Origin of the sequence: Buttiauxella sp., assembly GCF_049686335.1 — a bacterium.
In the GTDB taxonomy this organism is placed as follows: domain Bacteria; phylum Pseudomonadota; class Gammaproteobacteria; order Enterobacterales; family Enterobacteriaceae; genus Buttiauxella.
In genome coordinates this window covers 149023-165442 of sequence record NZ_JBAVHX010000039.1, presented here as the reverse complement: position 1 = coordinate 165442, position 16420 = coordinate 149023, and the positions used below count along the sequence as shown (strand labels likewise).

Genomic DNA, 16420 nt, shown 5'->3' with positions numbered 1-16420 from the left:
GATTTTGCTATGCGCATCTGGCCGATTGTCACCACCCTTGCAGTTGCGTTTCTCGTCGTCTCTTGTAGCTCCCCCACTCCACCACCCGGCACCACAGTCGTTAGCAATTTTGAAGCTAAACGGTATCTCGGCAAATGGTATGAAATTGCCAGATTTGACCACAAATTTGAGCGCGGGCTGGATCAAGTGACCGCCTCCTACAGCACCATGGATGATGGTGGGATTCGGGTGATAAACAGAGGGTTTAATGCAGACAGGCAGATGTGGCAGCAAAGTGTTGGCAAAGCGTATTTCACCGGTGACCCAAGCCGTGGAGCGCTTAAGGTCTCGTTCTTTGGCCCGTTTTACGGTGGCTATAACGTCATTGCGATAGATAAAGATTACCGACATGCACTGGTGTGCGGGCCGGATAAAGACTATCTGTGGATATTGTCACGCACGCCAACCATTAGCCCTGAAGTGAAACAGCAAATGCTGAACATCGCGACACAACAGGGCTTCAAGGTAGAAAAACTTATGTGGATTAAACAGACGGGAAGTTAATGGGTACTGAGTTTCAGGCCAATAATCCCAAGGACTATCAACGCCAGGCTCGCAATGCGGGCCAGGCTTGCAGATTCGCCTAACAACAAGATCCCCGTAGTGGCAGCCCCTACCGCACCAATGCCCGTCCAGACGGCGTAAGCCGTACCGGTTGGCAAGGTTTTCATCGACCATGACAGCAACGCGACGCTAACCACCATCGCCAACACCGTGATAACACTTGGCCATAAGCGGGTAAAGCCGTGGGTATATTTCAGGCCGACAGCCCAGACAACTTCTAATAAACCGGCAATAACAAGAATCAACCAGGCCATAAATAGCTCGAGTCAATGGGGCCGTCCCCGGAAATCAAGCGCTTGAGGGTCGTCCCAAAAGGCTGGTGAGGGCGTTATTTTAGCAACCCACGACGTGGAGAAAAGCCAAAACCTGACTTTGCCGTCACCAGACCAGTAACGTTAAGTTGCCACCTCAGTAGACGCGCTGACCCTAAGCCGCGAATTGACTACGAATTAACCCGTAAATCCCCAATTCGTTTCTGCCGTTTTCTTCATATTATTATGTTTTCTCGCACATTCAGAAAAGGCTGTAATAGTGAGTCACGCGAACGGTACGTATGCATAAGATATTGTTAGTGGACCGTTGTCATTATAGTCGGCACGGTTTTAAAAACTGGCTGAGTCACAATATGGTATTTTCTATTGCTGAAACGGATAATTTGCTTTTAGCGCGGGAAAAGATAATACAGTGGCGGCCCAATCTCGTTATTGCCGACTTCACCAGCTTCGCCAATTCATTACATAATATCCAGCAACTCTCATCTATTTATTCGGCTTGTGGGAAGTCTATTCGGCTGATGTTGTTTAATAGCATGCGCCACCAAAAGATTGAAGAGTATTGCTTGTCACAGGGCTCACGCCAGGTAATAAGCAAATCATTGCCGTTACCTGAACTTTACTCAGCCATACAGGCACAGCTTAGCGCCCGGCCACCCTTTCACCCTGAGCGTGAATACACCTCGCCATTACTGACGCTGCGGGAAGAGCGGATATTAAAATTATGGACCGATAAGGCCAACAATGATTTTATTGCCAGGATGATGGGGATTAGTACGAAGACAGTATATACCTACAAGCGCAATATCCGAATGAAGCTCGGGATAAGCAATCGCTTTTCACTGTTTATAGAACAGCGGCATCAATAATGTATTAATAACGGTACGGTATGAACACCGTACCGTCTGCTAATACATTAGTTCTGTGCTTTTGTAGCTGCACCAGAAATTGCATTGCCGCCATCTTGAATATCTTCACCCACACCTTTAGTCGTATTACATGCAGTCAGCAATGACGAAAGCACTATGAGAGAAAAAAACGCTGCAATAGTTTTCTTAATCATGACCGTATCCTTTTTTGACGATATTGTTTGTGTATAGCAGTTAAAGCATAGTCAAAAAATGGCAGGCTGACGGAAAAAGCAGATTTTTAGGAGTTTTAGAAATTATTTGTTGGCTGCGCGCTCGATTGAGCCGCCCAGGTGCTTAAGATCTTCACCAAAGCCGCGAGTGGTGTTACAGCCGGCTAGAAAGGAGGCTAACAACGTGATGAAAAGTAAATGTTTAATCAAACGGCTCATCTTCCCTGCCTTTTGTAAGCCGCGGTGAGGCGTCAAACGCTTCACCGCAAACCTTCACGTATCCCTTCATACTTCAAGTGCATGTGCGTTGGCTGCGTTTACTCACCCGAATCACTTACCTGAGTAAGCTCATCGGGACTCGCTCTCTTGCCGCCTTCCTGCAACTCGAATTATTTTGGGTAGATTACTTAACGCGAGAAACGTATTCGCCAGAGCGAGTGTCAACTTTGATGACTTCGCCAATCTGAACGAACAAAGGTACTTTAACAACAGCACCAGTTGACAGTGTTGCAGGTTTACCGCCGGTACCAGCAGTATCACCTTTCAGACCTGGATCCGTTTCAACGATTTCCAGCTCTACGAAGTTTGGTGGCTGAACAGCGATTGGACGGCCGTCCCACAGGGTCACGATACACTCGGCCTGATCCAGCATCCATTTAGCGTTGTCACCAATCGCTTTCTCGTCGGCTGCCAGCTGCTCGAAGGTTTCGTTGTTCATGAAGTGGTAGAACTCACCGTCGTTATAGAGGTAAGTCAGGTTCATATCTACAACGTCTGCGCCTTCAGCGGAGTCGGTAGATTTGAAAGTTTTCTCAACACGGGTGCCTGTCAGCAGGCGGCGCATTTTAACGCGAGCAAAGGCCTGGCCTTTACCTGGTTTCACGAATTCACTGGATTCGACTGCGTAAGGTTCGCCTTCGAACATGATTTTAAGACCGGCACGAAAATCGTTGCTAGAATAAGTCGCCATAAGGCCCTCTGAAATTGTTAATTGGTAGCTTAGCCAAAAAATGGCACACATTGTAACCCTAAATCCCCCCCGCAGAGAAGATTGGTTAACGCAACTTGCCGATGTTATAACCGATCCAGATGAACTGCTGCATATTTTACAGTTAGACGCTGACAAAGAGTTGTTAGCGGGACGTGACGCACGCCGACTTTTTGCCTTGCGTGTGCCGCGCGCTTTTGTCGCGCATATGGAAAAAGGTAATCCGAATGACCCGTTGCTGCGCCAGGTACTCACCGCTAAAGAGGAATTTATAGCCGCCCCCGGCTTTAGTACCGATCCTCTCGAAGAACAGCACAGCGTGGTTCCAGGCCTGCTGCACAAATACCGTAACCGGGCATTGTTGCTGGTAAAAGGCGGCTGTGCAGTGAACTGCCGTTATTGTTTCCGTCGCCATTTCCCGTACTCGGAGAATCAGGGCAACAAACGCAACTGGCAGGCAGCCATTAATTACATCAGCGAACATCCCGAATTGGATGAGATAATCTTCTCCGGTGGCGATCCGCTGATGGCGAAAGACCATGAACTCGACTGGTTAATCACCGAAGTCGAAGCTATCCCACATATTAAGCGCCTGCGCATTCATAGCCGCTTGCCGATTGTCATCCCGGCTCGTATCACGGACACGCTGGTTGCACGTCTTGCACGCTCTCGCTTGCAAGTCATTTTGGTTAACCACATCAACCATGCCAATGAGATTGGGGATGAGTTCAGGGTAAGCATGGGCCAGCTACGCCAGGCGGGTGTTACGTTGCTTAACCAAAGCGTGTTGCTGCGCGATGTGAACGACACTGCGCAGACTCTCGCAGATTTGAGTAACGCTTTGTTTGATTCCGGAGTGATGCCTTATTACCTGCACGTGCTTGATAAAGTACAAGGTGCGGCACATTTCATGGTGACTGATGACGAAGCAAGATTGATTATGCGGGAATTGCTGACGTTGATTTCAGGCTATATGGTGCCGAAGCTGGCACGTGAGATTGGTGGCGAGCCGAGTAAAACACCGCTGGATTTACAACTGCGGCAGAGCTAGCCTGAAACGGTGGCTGACGCTGACGCTTATCCACCCTACAAAATGAAGGGTTGGGTAAGTCGGGTAAGCTCAGCTCCACCCGACATCATAAAGCGCCGATAAATCAGTTCGGGCACTTATAAACCTGGCCGGTCATTTTGCTGGCCGTTGGAGCAAAGCTCGACAGCAAGTTTTGCGTCGGGCTGCTCACGCCATAAAGCACGTTTCCACCCATTGCCGCAGCATTATTACGCAGGGCATTTGCCGCACCGCGCATAGAGCCGCCTTCATCGCCATGCTGCCCGGACAACCAATTGCTTTGCTCGCCGGTAGCGGTGCCTAACAGTTGGCAATTACTGGCCGGTTTTTCCTCAACAAAACGAACGCTCTGCCCGGCGGTACTCAGATCATTGCTGGTACTGCACCCTGCCAGCAGCAATGCTGCCACAGCCATTCCTGCTGAAACTTTTATGCGCATGTTGTTCCCCGTAATCAATGCCGTATTCAGTGTAGTGGGCCATCGTCGCCCCGGTATGACCTTATACCAGACTGCGACCAAAAAGAAAAAACCCTCAGACATTTCTGCCTGAGGGTTTTCTTAACACGGTGCTTTTAGCACACGAGTGTTAGGGCAATTACATCATGCCGCCCATGCCACCCATACCGCCCATACCTGCGCCGCCTAAATCAGGTGCGTCAGATTTTGGCAGGTCGGTAACCATGCACTCGGTGGTAATCATCAGGCCAGCTACAGATGCTGCGTACTGCAGAGCAGAACGAGTCACTTTAGTTGGATCCAGGATACCCATGTCGATCATGTTGCCGTATTCTTCAGTTGCTGCGTTGTAACCGTAGTTACCGTCGCCCGCTTTCACGTTGTTAGCAACAACAGATGGCTCTTCGCCGCAGTTCAGAACGATCTGACGCAGTGGAGATTCCATTGCGCGCAGCGCAACTTTGATACCCACGTTCTGGTCTTCGTTCTGGCCACGCAGTTCAGACAGTTTGGACGCCACGCGAATCAGCGCAACACCACCACCGGCAACCACACCTTCTTCAACCGCAGCACGTGTAGCGTGCAGGGCATCTTCAACGCGTGCTTTCTTCTCTTTCATTTCAACTTCGGTAGCAGCACCGACTTTGATTACTGCAACGCCGCCAGCCAGTTTAGCTACGCGCTCTTGCAGTTTTTCACGGTCGTAATCAGAAGTTGCTTCTTCGATCTGCTGACGAATCTGGGACACACGGCCCTGGATTGCAGCTTCTTCACCGGTACCATCGATGATGGTAGTGGTGTCTTTGTTGATAACGATACGCTTAGCAGTACCCAGATCTTCCAGGGTCGCTTTTTCCAGCTCCATACCGATCTCTTCAGAGATTACGGTACCGCCAGTCAGGGTTGCGATGTCTTGCAGCATGGCTTTACGACGGTCGCCGAAACCAGGTGCTTTAACCGCAGCCACTTTCACGATACCGCGCATGGTGTTAACCACCAGAGTCGCCAGCGCTTCGCCTTCAACATCTTCAGCAATGATCAGCAGTGGTTTGCCCGCTTTCGCAACGGCTTCCAGAACTGGCAGCATTTCACGGATGTTGGAGATTTTTTTGTCAGCCAACAGGATGAACGGGCTTTCAAGTTCGATAGAACCCGTTTCTGGCTTGTTGATGAAGTATGGAGACAGGTAGCCACGGTCGAATTGCATACCTTCAACAACGTCCAACTCGTCTTGCAGGCCAGTGCCTTCTTCAACGGTGATAACGCCTTCTTTGCCTACTTTCTCCATCGCTTCAGCGATAAGCTGGCCCACGGTTTCGTCGGAGTTAGCAGAGATAGTACCAACCTGAGCAATGGCTTTAGAGTCAGAGCAAGGAACAGACAGTGCTTTCAGCTCTTCAACAGCGGCGATAACAGCTTTATCGATACCGCGTTTCAGGTCCATTGGGTTCATGCCCGCAGCCACAGCTTTCAGGCCTTCAGTGATGATGGACTGAGCCAGTACGGTTGCAGTTGTTGTACCGTCGCCTGCAGCGTCGTTCGCTTTAGAGGCAACTTCTTTAACCATCTGAGCACCCATGTTCTCGAACTTGTCTTCCAGTTCGATTTCACGCGCTACAGAAACACCATCTTTAGTGATAGTCGGTGCACCGAAAGATTTATCCAGAACAACGTTACGGCCTTTAGGACCGAGGGTAACTTTCACTGCATCTGCCAGTACGTTAACGCCACGCAGCATTTTCACACGAGCGTCATTACCGAATTTTACGTCTTTAGCTGCCATTCTTAACTTTCCTTTAATTCGTTAATACCCGTCATACTTCAAGTTGCATGGGCGTTGGCTACGTTTTCTCACCCGAATCACTTACCTGAGTAAGCTCAACGGGACTCGTTCACTTGCCGCCTTCCTGCATCTCGAATTATTTTGTGTATATGTTCGTTAAGTTTTTGCGCGGATTACGCTTCAACAATTGCCAGGATGTCGCTTTCTGCCATGATCAACACTTCTTCATTGTCGATCTTCTCAGACTTAACACCGTAGCCATCGTTGAAAATTACGATGTCGCCGACTTTGACGTCCAGCGGTTGCACGTTACCGTTTTCCAGGATGCGGCCTTTACCGACAGCGATGATTTCGCCACGAGTTGATTTACCAGCTGCACTGCCGGTCAGAACGATGCCGCCTGCAGATTTAGATTCAACTTCTTTACGTTTGACGATGACACGGTCATGTAATGGACGAATGCTCATGTGATAGCTCTCCTTTGAGAAAGTCTGTATCAGTGTTTGGGTAACGCCGGCCCAAAATGGGTTATCGGCTGGTGACCTGAGAGATGGGGATGAGCCTTCCCCCCTTCAAGGGGGGAAAACAAAAAAAATTTCGATTTTTACCGATTGTGGCGATCATCGTTCTCGTGGTCGTCGAGCTGTTTGGGTGCATCATCTTTACGTTGATACTCACCATCAAACGTTGAACCACCGCCCGTGCCCGCGCTAAAGCCTCCACCTGGTGTGCGTGAAAAACGCAAATGCGGCATTAGCTTCAAGGTGAGATGTTTTTGTACCGGTGGCAATAACAGCAACAAACCGAGGAAGTCAGTGAAGAAGCCTGGCAACAACAACAGCAAACCGGCGATGATAAGCGACACGCTTTTAATCATCTCTGCCGCCGGGCTCTCACCCGCTGCCATTTTCTGCTGCATCAGCATGAAATTCTTAAAGCCCTGGTTGCGAACCAGTGACATACCTATAACTGAGGTGAATATAACCAGCACCAGCGTGAGGAAAACTCCCATCACGTGGGCGACTTGAATAAACAACGAAATCTCTATGTAAACATAGAGGAAAACGGCAATTAACGGTATCCAGCGCACCGTACACTCCTGTTGTTGGGAATACTGTAGCAAGCGCCATCAAGCACTTGCGTAAAATAGTTTGGCCTTTAAGCGTAGTCAAAGAGATGGCGACGCCTTAGTCAAAAATCAATCTTCGTGCCGCATTATTTTTTTGGAAATTTTCAACAATTGATCAGCATCACATATTAATAATTGTTATGTGAGATGACGTTTAATAAGTGATCCAGATTACTGCTTTTATCTATCATCAGCATATCATCACGGCGTAGAGACCGAATATGGACATAATCGTCGGTCTATTCATCGCACGACCAAAGATCCTGTGCGTGCCGTGATCAACCAATGGCAGCTTTAATTAAGAAGGTTCACATGTTAAATAACATTCGTATCGAAGAAGACTTGTTGGGTACCAGGGAAGTGCCAGCGGATGCCTATTATGGTGTTCACACTCTGAGAGCGATTGAAAACTTCTACATAAGCAACAGCAAAATCAGTGACATACCTGAATTTGTACGCGGTATGGTGATGGTTAAGAAAGCAGCGGCAATGGCGAACAAGGAGTTGCAAACCATTCCGAAAAGCATCGCAAACACCATCATCCAGGCTTGCGATGAAGTTCTGAATAACGGCAAATGTATGGACCAATTCCCGGTGGACGTTTACCAGGGCGGTGCCGGTACCTCCGTTAACATGAATACCAACGAAGTGCTCGCCAACATTGGGCTTGAGCTGATGGGCCACCAGAAAGGTGAGTACCAGTATCTGAACCCGAACGACCATGTCAACAAATGCCAGTCCACCAACGATGCTTACCCAACCGGTTTCCGTATCGCGGTGTACGCCTCTATTGTAAAACTGATTGATGCGATCAATCAGTTAGGCGATGGTTTCCAGCGCAAAGCCGTTGAGTTCGAAAACATCCTGAAAATGGGTCGTACTCAGTTGCAAGACGCCGTCCCAATGACGCTGGGTCAGGAATTCCATGCCTTCAACGTGCTGTTAACTGAAGAAACCCGTAACCTGCTGCGCACTGCAGAACTGCTGCTGGAAGTGAACCTTGGTGCGACCGCAATTGGTACCCGTCTTAACACGCCAGAAGGTTACCAACAACTGGCGGTGCAGAAACTGGCTGAAGTCAGTAACCTGCCATGCGTCCCAGCTGAAGACCTGATTGAAGCGACTTCCGACTGCGGCGCATACGTGATGGTTCACAGTTCGCTGAAACGTCTGGCGGTGAAAATGTCGAAGATCTGTAATGACCTTCGTCTGCTCTCCTCCGGTCCACGTTCGGGTCTGAATGAAATCAACCTACCAGAACTGCAGGCCGGTTCTTCTATTATGCCAGCCAAAGTGAACCCGGTGATTCCAGAAGTGGTTAACCAGGTTTGCTTCAAAGTTATTGGTAACGACATCACCGTCACCATGGCTTCCGAAGCAGGTCAGTTGCAGTTGAACGTCATGGAGCCAGTGATTGGCCAGGCGATGTTTGAGTCTATCCACATTCTGACTAACGCTTGCTACAATCTGCTCGAAAAATGCATCAACGGCATTACCGCGAACAAAGAAGTGTGTGAGAACTACGTCTACAACTCGATTGGTATCGTGACTTATCTGAACCCGTTCATTGGCCACCATAATGGCGATATCGTCGGGAAGATTTGTGCTGAGACCGGCAAGAGCGTGCGTGAAGTCGTGCTGGAGCGCGGCCTGCTCACCGAAGCCGAACTGGATGATATTTTCTCTATCAACAACCTGATGCATCCAGTTTATAAAGCGAAGCGTTATACCGATGAAAATGAACAGTAGACCAACCGGTAGTTAAAAAAAGGCACGTCCATTGGACGTGCCTTTTTCATTTCTACGTTAAACAAATACACAACATATAATTATCAAATAAGCAAACACAAGGAAGGGAATTATGTTTGGAGCAGAACTCGTCATCGTGCTTTTAGCGATATATCTCGGGGCCAGACTCGGCGGCATAGGCATTGGCTTTGCTGGCGGTTTTGGCGTACTGGTTTTAACCCTTATTTTCCAGGTTAAACCCGGTGCGATACCGTTCGATGTTATCGAAATTATCATGGCAGTTATTGCCGCGATTGCCGCTATGCAAGTCGCTGGGGGAATGGACTATCTGGTAAGCCTTGCAGAGAAACTTTTGCGTCGCCATCCTAAATACATCACGTTCCTCGCCCCGCTGGTCACCTGGTCTATGACCATTCTGGCGGGTACCGGGCACACCGCATTTTCGACACTGCCGGTGATTACGGAAGTTGCGAAAGAGCAAGGGATCCGCCCGTCACGCCCACTGTCTATTGCCGTTGTCGCGTCGCAAATTGCCATCACGGCGTCGCCGATTTCCGCAGCAGTGGTATTCTTCTCTGGCATCCTTGAGCCAATGGGTATCAGTTACCTGACTCTGCTGGGCATCTGTATTCCTGTCACGCTCGTGGCGGTGATGCTGACTGCAATTGTGTGTAACTTCCTTGGCTGCGAACTGAAAGACGATCCGGTGTACCAGGAACGCCTCGCTAAAGGTGAAGTGAAACTGCGTGGGTCCAGCGTGTTTGACCTCAAGCCACATGCTAAGCGCTCAGTTCTACTGTTCCTTATCGGTATTATCGCGGTGATGTTCTATGCCACCGCTATCAGCGAAACCGTTGGCCTGATTCAAAACCCAATCCTGCCGCGTAACGAAGCGATTGTGGTGTTTATGCTGACCATCGCCACGCTTATCTGCATCACCTGTAAAATTGATACCGGCGAAATCCTCAATGCCAGCACCTTCAAATCAGGTATGAGTGCGTGTATCTGCGTGCTGGGTGTGGCCTGGTTGGGTGATACTTTCGTTAAAAACCATATTCAGGATATTCAGGCCGTTGCAGGTGACTTGCTGCAAAGCTATCCGTGGTTGTTAGCCGTGGTGCTGTTCTTCGCCGCAACGCTGCTGTACTCCCAGGCAGCAACCACCAAAGCTCTGATGCCTGCGGCCCTGATGCTCGGCGTAAGCCCGCTGACTGCCATCGCCTCCTTTGCTGCGGTGTCTGCACTGTTCGTTCTGCCAACCTACCCAACTCTGTTGGCGGCGGTGGAAATGGATGATACCGGCTCGACGCGTATTGGTAAGTACGTGTTTAACCATGCGTTCTTAATCCCTGGCGTGATTGCTATTTCACTGTGCGTGATCCTCGGCTTTATCGTCGGTGGCATGGTTCTGTAAATCTTTTAAAACACGGGTCGCGCTGCGGCCCGTTTAACACCGCCCCTCCCTCCTCCATGCTATAGTCAACCGCTGTTTCCCCAGATACGAGGTTAGCTATGCCCACTACCCAGGCTGTTGTCATCCTTTGTACTGCCCCAGACGAAGCCACCGCCCAGGAACTTGCCGCTCTTATGCTGGCTGAAAAACTGGCCGCCTGCGTCACCTTATTACCCGGTGCCACTTCGCTGTATTACTGGGAAGGGAAAATGGAACAGGAGTATGAGGTGCAGATGTTGCTCAAAAGCGATATCGACCATCAAGAAGCCTTGATCGCGTGTCTCAAGTCGCATCACCCATACCAAACCCCTGAATTACTGGTTCTGCCAGTTACCCACGGAGATAGTGATTACCTCTCATGGCTCTACGCATCTTTGCGCTAATCTTTGCGCTCTTCAGCACTCACGCTTTTGCAGGTCTGTTCGATAACCAGAGCAAATCTCAGTTTGTTCCTGTCGACCAGGCTTTTGCTTTCGATTTCCAGCAGTCTGACCACCAGCTCAACCTTAACTGGCAGATAAAACCGGGCTACTACCTGTATCGTCAGCAAATCAAACTGACCCCGGCACAAGCTGAACTCGCTCCGCTGGAACTGCCGAAAGGCACATGGCATGAGGATGAGTTCTACGGTAAGACCGAGATTTACACCCAGCAACTCAATCTGCCCGTCACCCTAAAATCGGCAGCGAAAGGCGCGACCGTTAGCGTGACTTACCAGGGCTGCGCCGAAGCAGGTTTCTGTTATCCGCCTGAGACGCGTGTGGTGCCGCTGAGTGAAATAGTGGCAGTGGATGAGGGACGCCCTCACCCTAACCCTCTCCCCCAGGAGAGGGGACAAACCCGCGCCAACTCAGAATCGTCTTTCCCCCTCTCCCCTGGGGAGAGGGCCGGGGTGAGGGGCCCAGACAACAGCGCCCCAACCCAACTGCCCTTCTCCGCACTGTGGGCATTTTTAATTGGCATCGGCATCGCCTTTACGCCTTGCGTACTGCCTATGTATCCCCTGATTTCCGGCATTGTGCTGGGCGGCAAACAACGCTTATCCACCGCTCGCGCCCTGCTTCTGACCTTTGTTTATGTGCAAGGGATGGCGCTGACCTATACCGCTCTGGGGCTGGTCGTCGCGGCAGCAGGCCTGCAATTCCAGGCGGCGTTGCAACACCCTTACGTGCTTATCGGGCTGTCAGCACTGTTTGTACTGCTTGCCGCGTCGATGTTCGGGCTGTTTACGCTGCAACTGCCGTCATCGCTGCAAACGCGTCTGACGTTGCTGAGTAATCGCCAGCAAGGGGGTTCAGCAGGCGGCGTGTTTGCGATGGGTGCGCTGGCCGGATTAATTTGTTCGCCTTGTACCACTGCACCATTGAGCGCCATTCTTCTGTATATCGCCCAAAGCGGGAATATGTGGCTGGGTGGCGGCACGCTGTATCTCTACGCGTTAGGCATGGGCCTGCCGCTGATGTTAATCACTGTTTTCGGCAACCGTCTGCTGCCAAAAAGCGGCCCGTGGATGGAAACTGTCAAAATCGCGTTTGGTTTTGTGATCCTTGCACTACCAGTATTCCTGCTTGAACGCATACTGGGAGAGACATGGGGAATTCGCTTGTGGGGCCTGCTCGGTGTGGCGTTCTTTAGTTGGGCGTTTATCACGAGCCTGCAAGCCCACAAATCATGGATGCGCATCGTGCAGATAGTTTTGCTCGGCGCGGCGCTGGTCTGTGCTCGCCCTCTGCAAGACTGGGCATTTGGTACCTCCGTCACGGCAAACCAGGCACATCTCAATTTCACAAAGATTGCCAATGTCGAGCAGCTTGACGCGGCACTCGCTCAGGCGAAAGGTCAACCGGTGATGCTCGATTTGTACGCCGACTGGTGTGTAGCCTGTAAAGAATTTGAGAAATACACCTTTAGTGACCCAAAAGTTCAGCAACGCCTGGCAAATACTGTTTTACTGCAAGCTGATGTCACCGCCAATAATGCGCAGGATATCGCACTGTTAAAGCATCTACAGGTTTTAGGTTTACCCACAATATTGTTCTTTGATGATCAAGGCCGCGAGCAGGCACAAGCACGCGTGACAGGCTTTATGGATGCGAGTACGTTTGATGCGCATTTGCGCAATCAGGCACCGTAAACAACAATTCTATGGGACATAGTTTAAGGGTAATGGAGGAGATAACCGTGCAACGCGAAGACGTACTTGAGCACGCCCTACACGTCCTTGAACGTGTGGGGATTGCAAGCACCACTCTGGAGATGGTCGCGAACGAAGCTGACTATCCGGTAAAAGAAATTCGTCAATTCTGGCCAGACACTGAAGCGTTGCTGTACGACGCACTGCGCTATCTGAGTCAGCAAGTGGATATTTGGCGCCGTAAGTTAATTCTCGATGATGAGCTGTCGCTGGAACAAAAACTGTTGAAGCGCTACCAGGCGTTGACCGAATGCGTCAATAACCAGCGCTATCCGGGCTGCCTGTTTATCGCCGCTTGCACGTTTTATCCCGATGCAGCGCACCCGATTCATCAACTGGCGGATCAGCAGAAAAAAGCGGCGTGGGAATTTACTCATGAGTTGCTGACGCAACTGGAAGTGGATGACCCAGCGATGGTGGCTCACCAGATGGAACTGGTGCTGGAAGGTTGCCTGAGCCGTTTACTGGTGAAACGCAGCCAGGCAGACATCGATACGGCACGCCGACTGGCTGAAGATATTCTACGATTTGCGCAGTGCCGACAGGGTGGCGCTTTAACCTGATGAATGCTTTTCTCGCCATTCTGAATGAAAAGCAGGCAGTTAAACGCATTTAACACCTTTTTTATGACAAAGCCGTTGACGCCAAACGGCCTTTACGGTTTAATGCGCCCCGTTGCCCGGATAGCTCAGTCGGTAGAGCAGGGGATTGAAAATCCCCGTGTCCTTGGTTCGATTCCGAGTCCGGGCACCACTATTTAAAGAAACCAGCCTAAGGGCTGGTTTTTTGCTTTCTGGGGTTAGGACTCTCCATCGAACTACGTGGGGTTCGGACGAATCACAAAGCCAGCGTCATAAAGCGGCTGTTCGGGTCGGGTTGATAATCCGCAAACGGCTCGCAATCAACAAAGCCATGCTTGAGATAAAGTTGATGGCAGGCAGCAAAGCCTGGTTGTGTCCCCGTCTCTAAGCTCAGACGCTTTAATCCCCGCTCGCGAGCAACCTGCAGAATGTGCACTAAAAACTGGTTCGCCACACCACGGCGTAAAAATTCCGTTGCCGTGCGCATTGATTTCAGCTCACCATGTCCATCCCCCAGCGTTTTTAACGCCCCAATTCCGGCTAATTTTTCCCCTTCCCACGCCGACCAAAACGTTACCGCTGGGTCACGCAGTTTTTGTACATCTAATGCATGGCTGCTTTCCGGTGGAGACTGCTCCAGCATGCCGGAAATATGAAAAGCCACTAATGTCTGCACCGCGTGATGCGAAAGATCGTCAACTTTGATAGTGAACATGCTCTGTTTCCATATGAATGTTTTGCGAATCTATAACATATTTGCAACATCAAAGCGGACATCAGAATACTCGTCCAATACAAATTCCTTATGACACTCATTTATTCATACGCTGGAGCTGAATCTCATCGGCGATTTTCGCTTGCTCTGCCAATCCAGGAAACTGCGATGGCAGATAAAAACTCTCAGGCGCTTTCAGGCTATGCATATCACTACCAGTATGGATTTGCAGCTCCCCAAGCTGGCTTAGCGTTGCGCCGGCCACTTTTACGGGCATTACTAAACGATAGGCATGGGCATTTTCAAACGGCACCTTGGTCGGATAGCGGTTTTCACTTAAATCGTAGTTACGGTTGAGCACCAAAAACTTATCCGGCACCCGGCGTTTGCTGTTCCACCAGTCACCGTCAACGGAGCGGAACTTCCGTTCGGTCTCTGCTTGACTGACCGCGCCAAGTTGCACCAGCGCCTTATGGAGCGCTTTATCCATCGCATGATTGTAAGAATCCACCGAGCTTGCCTGCCCGTGCAAAATCACATTTATCGCAAGCCTTGCCCCCAATAAATTGGAATAGAGATCTTCTGGTGAGAACGCCGATATCTCCTCAGGGAACCCCGGAACAGATTCGAAACCATACCACTGGGCAATCTCATGCCATTGCGCGAGTTGAAAGGCGAGATGCCCCGCAAGCCACGCTGCAAGGGTATAGCGTTCAGACATTGACGCAGGCGGTGTAAACGCATGCAGTTGAATACGTCTGACACCCAGCTCTTCGCTGTAGAACAACCGCCAGTCCTGGCCGAGTCGGGAGTAAATCTGCGAGAACAGATAAAAGGTGTTATCGGCAGTATCACGCACGTGGGCGATATCAATAAAACCGCCACGATGGGTATAGATCAGGCCACTTTTCTCTTCGCTCAGGCCGACGATATTTTTCACCGCTCCCAGCGCGCTGTCGTTGTAGCGATGCTGGCCGAGCGTTGCGAGAGTGAGAATATTACCAATCTGATAAACCGGAATCGGCACGCCAACGGCGCGAACTTGCAAGTCATAACCAAAAGCGCAGCAAGGGCGCAGGGACTCAGGCGCAGTCAAATCTTGCGCCACTGGCCACACACGCCGCGCCTGCTCAATAGGCAAAATATCTGCTGATGTTGGTGGCGCGCCATAACTCAGAGACGCCACCCCCATCAGCACAATCGCAATCCAGAACCGCATTAAAATGCCTCCGCAACTTGAAAGTAAAAACCGGCACTCTCTTTACCCAATCCCAGATCGAGACGGATGTTCATGTCCGGTTTTACCTCGAAGCGGTAACCGGCGCCCACAGTGGGTAACAGCGGATGATCCGAGAGGTTTTCCGGGCTGTCGCCCAATGCGCCCGCCCCCACCCACAGAACGTAGCCATGTCGCCAGTTGAGCTTCTTGCGATATTCAATCTGCGTGCTGACCACATCTTTATCGCGATAGCGCCCCTGATAATATCCACGCATGCGTTCGTCATCGCCAGCCTGAGATAGACGATCCCATGGCACATCGCCCCGCGCGAAACGTCCCCAAAGATCAAACGCTAAGACATCCTGATCGTTGAGCGGGAGGTAATAATTATATTGCATCTCAAGCACGGTGAAGTGGGTATCTGAACCAAGGGAAGGATCAAAAAGACTGTATTCGGCACTAAAGAATTGGCCGTGTCGCGGGCGGGTTACCACATCTCGCGTATCGTAATTAAGCGTGGTGGTGACACCGGAACTCAACGTACTGCCGCCCGCATCGTAGCGGGAAAAGTTATCGCCAGGATTCGGATCATCGATATTATCCGCATCATAGGTTGAGAAGTCCCAACCCACGCCCGCATACAGATTATCGACGATCTGACGCATGATCTGTGGGTGGATGCTGAACGACTGCTGGGTGTATTTCTGCTCGTTGCCTTGCGCCGCGTCATAACCAATGCCCCAAAAGCCGGTGGGGATTTTCGCAAGCGACCCATCCACAAACAGCCGCCATTCATCACCGGCGAAAAACGTATAGTTCTTCATACCAAGCCCCAGCGCCCCGCTGGTACTGACAAAGCCGGTCAATGAGATAGAAGAGTTTTGTGTCACACGATCCCTGGGATCAACACGGTAAATGCCCGCCACGGCCGTTCCCAAACCGAGCTTTAACTCTGGGGTATAAAACGGCCCTGGCAGCACGCTCCAGTTAATTCCTTTGCTGGCATCATACTGATTGTCCGCACCCAATTTCCCCAGAAAACCGTCAACTTCTTCGCGCGTCATGGCTTCCGTGGCCGTCGGTATCGTCATGAGGCTTAAGAAACCCAAAAATAGCGCGCCACTTTT

Annotated in this window: 19 protein-coding genes and 1 tRNA gene; 9 read left to right on the top strand and 11 right to left on the bottom strand. The window is 50.6% G+C overall.

Going from position 1 to position 16420, the window contains the following annotated elements; all coding sequences use genetic code 11:
* Positions 1-9: 9 nt before the first annotated feature.
* Complete coding sequence (locus WBL83_RS22645) at positions 10-543, top strand: lipocalin family protein (protein ID WP_424591220.1); 534 nt, start codon at positions 10-12, stop codon at positions 541-543.
* Here the strand turns inward: WBL83_RS22645 and sugE are convergent.
* Positions 540-857 (bottom strand): quaternary ammonium compound efflux SMR transporter SugE, encoded by a 318-nt coding sequence (sugE, locus tag WBL83_RS22640; RefSeq protein ID WP_424591219.1) that lies wholly within the window; start codon positions 855-857, stop codon positions 540-542. The two genes, WBL83_RS22645 and sugE, sit on opposite strands and share 4 nt — an antisense overlap.
* A 371-nt stretch (positions 858-1228) precedes the next feature.
* On the opposite strand from sugE, the gene WBL83_RS22635 reads away from it, so the two are divergent.
* Entirely contained in the window at positions 1229-1744 is a 516-nt protein-coding gene (locus tag WBL83_RS22635; protein ID WP_424591218.1) for a response regulator transcription factor, read from the top strand.
* 47 nt (positions 1745-1791) lie between these two features.
* Here the strand turns inward: WBL83_RS22635 and ecnB are convergent, their stop codons facing one another.
* The 3 genes from ecnB to efp all read right to left on the bottom strand — a co-directional run bounded on the left by ecnB (position 1792) and on the right by efp (position 2926).
* Positions 1792-1938 carry a lipoprotein toxin entericidin B gene (gene ecnB, locus WBL83_RS22630; protein WP_424591217.1) on the bottom strand — a complete coding sequence of 49 codons (147 nt, stop codon included), beginning with the start codon at positions 1936-1938 and terminating at the stop codon, positions 1792-1794.
* A 102-nt stretch (positions 1939-2040) separates the two neighbouring features.
* Positions 2041-2175, bottom strand: a complete 135-nt coding sequence (locus tag WBL83_RS22625; protein ID WP_424591216.1) for an entericidin A/B family lipoprotein — start codon at positions 2173-2175, stop codon at positions 2041-2043.
* Between the two features lie 184 nt (positions 2176-2359).
* Positions 2360-2926: an elongation factor P gene (gene efp, locus WBL83_RS22620; protein WP_424591215.1), complete on the bottom strand. Its 567-nt coding sequence runs from the start codon at positions 2924-2926 to the stop codon at positions 2360-2362.
* Between the two features lie 40 nt (positions 2927-2966).
* Between efp and epmB the strand changes: the two genes are divergently transcribed.
* Positions 2967-3995, top strand: a complete 1029-nt coding sequence (gene epmB, locus WBL83_RS22615) for an EF-P beta-lysylation protein EpmB (protein WP_424591214.1) — start codon at positions 2967-2969, stop codon at positions 3993-3995.
* A 103-nt stretch (positions 3996-4098) separates the two neighbouring features.
* Here epmB and WBL83_RS22610 read toward each other — a convergent pair whose 3' ends face one another.
* The 4 genes from WBL83_RS22610 to WBL83_RS22595 all read right to left on the bottom strand — a co-directional run bounded on the left by WBL83_RS22610 (position 4099) and on the right by WBL83_RS22595 (position 7343).
* Positions 4099-4452 carry a DUF4156 domain-containing protein gene (locus WBL83_RS22610; protein ID WP_183272518.1) on the bottom strand — a complete coding sequence of 118 codons (354 nt, stop codon included), beginning with the start codon at positions 4450-4452 and terminating at the stop codon, positions 4099-4101.
* A 157-nt stretch (positions 4453-4609) separates the two neighbouring features.
* Complete coding sequence (gene groL / locus WBL83_RS22605; protein ID WP_124023866.1) at positions 4610-6253, bottom strand: chaperonin GroEL; 1644 nt, start codon at positions 6251-6253, stop codon at positions 4610-4612.
* Between the two features lie 173 nt (positions 6254-6426).
* Positions 6427-6720 (bottom strand): co-chaperone GroES, encoded by a 294-nt coding sequence (locus WBL83_RS22600; RefSeq protein ID WP_034461121.1) that lies wholly within the window; start codon positions 6718-6720, stop codon positions 6427-6429.
* Between the two features lie 137 nt (positions 6721-6857).
* Positions 6858-7343 (bottom strand): FxsA family protein, encoded by a 486-nt coding sequence (locus WBL83_RS22595; RefSeq protein WP_424591213.1) that lies wholly within the window; start codon positions 7341-7343, stop codon positions 6858-6860.
* A 351-nt stretch (positions 7344-7694) separates the two neighbouring features.
* Between WBL83_RS22595 and aspA the strand changes: the two genes are divergently transcribed.
* The 6 genes from aspA to WBL83_RS22565 all read left to right on the top strand — a co-directional run bounded on the left by aspA (position 7695) and on the right by WBL83_RS22565 (position 13531).
* Complete coding sequence (gene aspA, locus WBL83_RS22590) at positions 7695-9131, top strand: aspartate ammonia-lyase (RefSeq protein ID WP_424591212.1); 1437 nt, start codon at positions 7695-7697, stop codon at positions 9129-9131.
* Positions 9132-9243: 112 nt separating this feature from the next.
* The gene (locus tag WBL83_RS22585; RefSeq protein WP_424591211.1) at positions 9244-10545 is read left to right on the top strand and encodes an anaerobic C4-dicarboxylate transporter; all 1302 of its coding nucleotides are present in this window, start codon (positions 9244-9246) and stop codon (positions 10543-10545) included.
* Positions 10546-10643: 98 nt separating this feature from the next.
* The gene (gene cutA / locus WBL83_RS22580) at positions 10644-10967 is read left to right on the top strand and encodes a divalent cation tolerance protein CutA (protein WP_424591210.1); all 324 of its coding nucleotides are present in this window, start codon (positions 10644-10646) and stop codon (positions 10965-10967) included.
* Positions 10943-12718, top strand: coding sequence for a protein-disulfide reductase DsbD (locus tag WBL83_RS22575; RefSeq protein ID WP_424591209.1), 1776 nt, complete (start codon positions 10943-10945; stop codon positions 12716-12718). Before cutA ends, WBL83_RS22575 begins: the two co-directional genes overlap by 25 nt.
* Before the next feature lie 47 nt (positions 12719-12765).
* Positions 12766-13341 (top strand): transcriptional regulator, encoded by a 576-nt coding sequence (locus WBL83_RS22570; RefSeq protein WP_424591208.1) that lies wholly within the window; start codon positions 12766-12768, stop codon positions 13339-13341.
* A 114-nt stretch (positions 13342-13455) separates the two neighbouring features.
* Positions 13456-13531: transfer RNA gene (locus WBL83_RS22565), tRNA-Phe, on the top strand.
* A gap of 84 nt (positions 13532-13615) precedes the next feature.
* On the opposite strand, the gene WBL83_RS22560 is transcribed toward WBL83_RS22565, so the two are convergent.
* The 3 genes from WBL83_RS22560 to WBL83_RS22550 form a co-directional block, all read right to left on the bottom strand.
* On the bottom strand, positions 13616-14074 hold the full coding sequence (locus WBL83_RS22560) for a GNAT family N-acetyltransferase (RefSeq protein WP_424591207.1): 459 nt from the start codon (positions 14072-14074) through the stop codon (positions 13616-13618).
* Positions 14075-14171: 97 nt separating this feature from the next.
* Positions 14172-15293, bottom strand: a complete 1122-nt coding sequence (locus tag WBL83_RS22555; protein ID WP_424591206.1) for a DUF4056 domain-containing protein — start codon at positions 15291-15293, stop codon at positions 14172-14174.
* A complete protein-coding gene (locus WBL83_RS22550; protein ID WP_424591205.1) occupies positions 15293-16384 on the bottom strand; it encodes a BamA/TamA family outer membrane protein in 1092 nt (363 codons plus the stop codon). Before WBL83_RS22550 ends, WBL83_RS22555 begins: the two co-directional genes overlap by 1 nt.
* Positions 16385-16420: the final 36 nt, after the last annotated feature.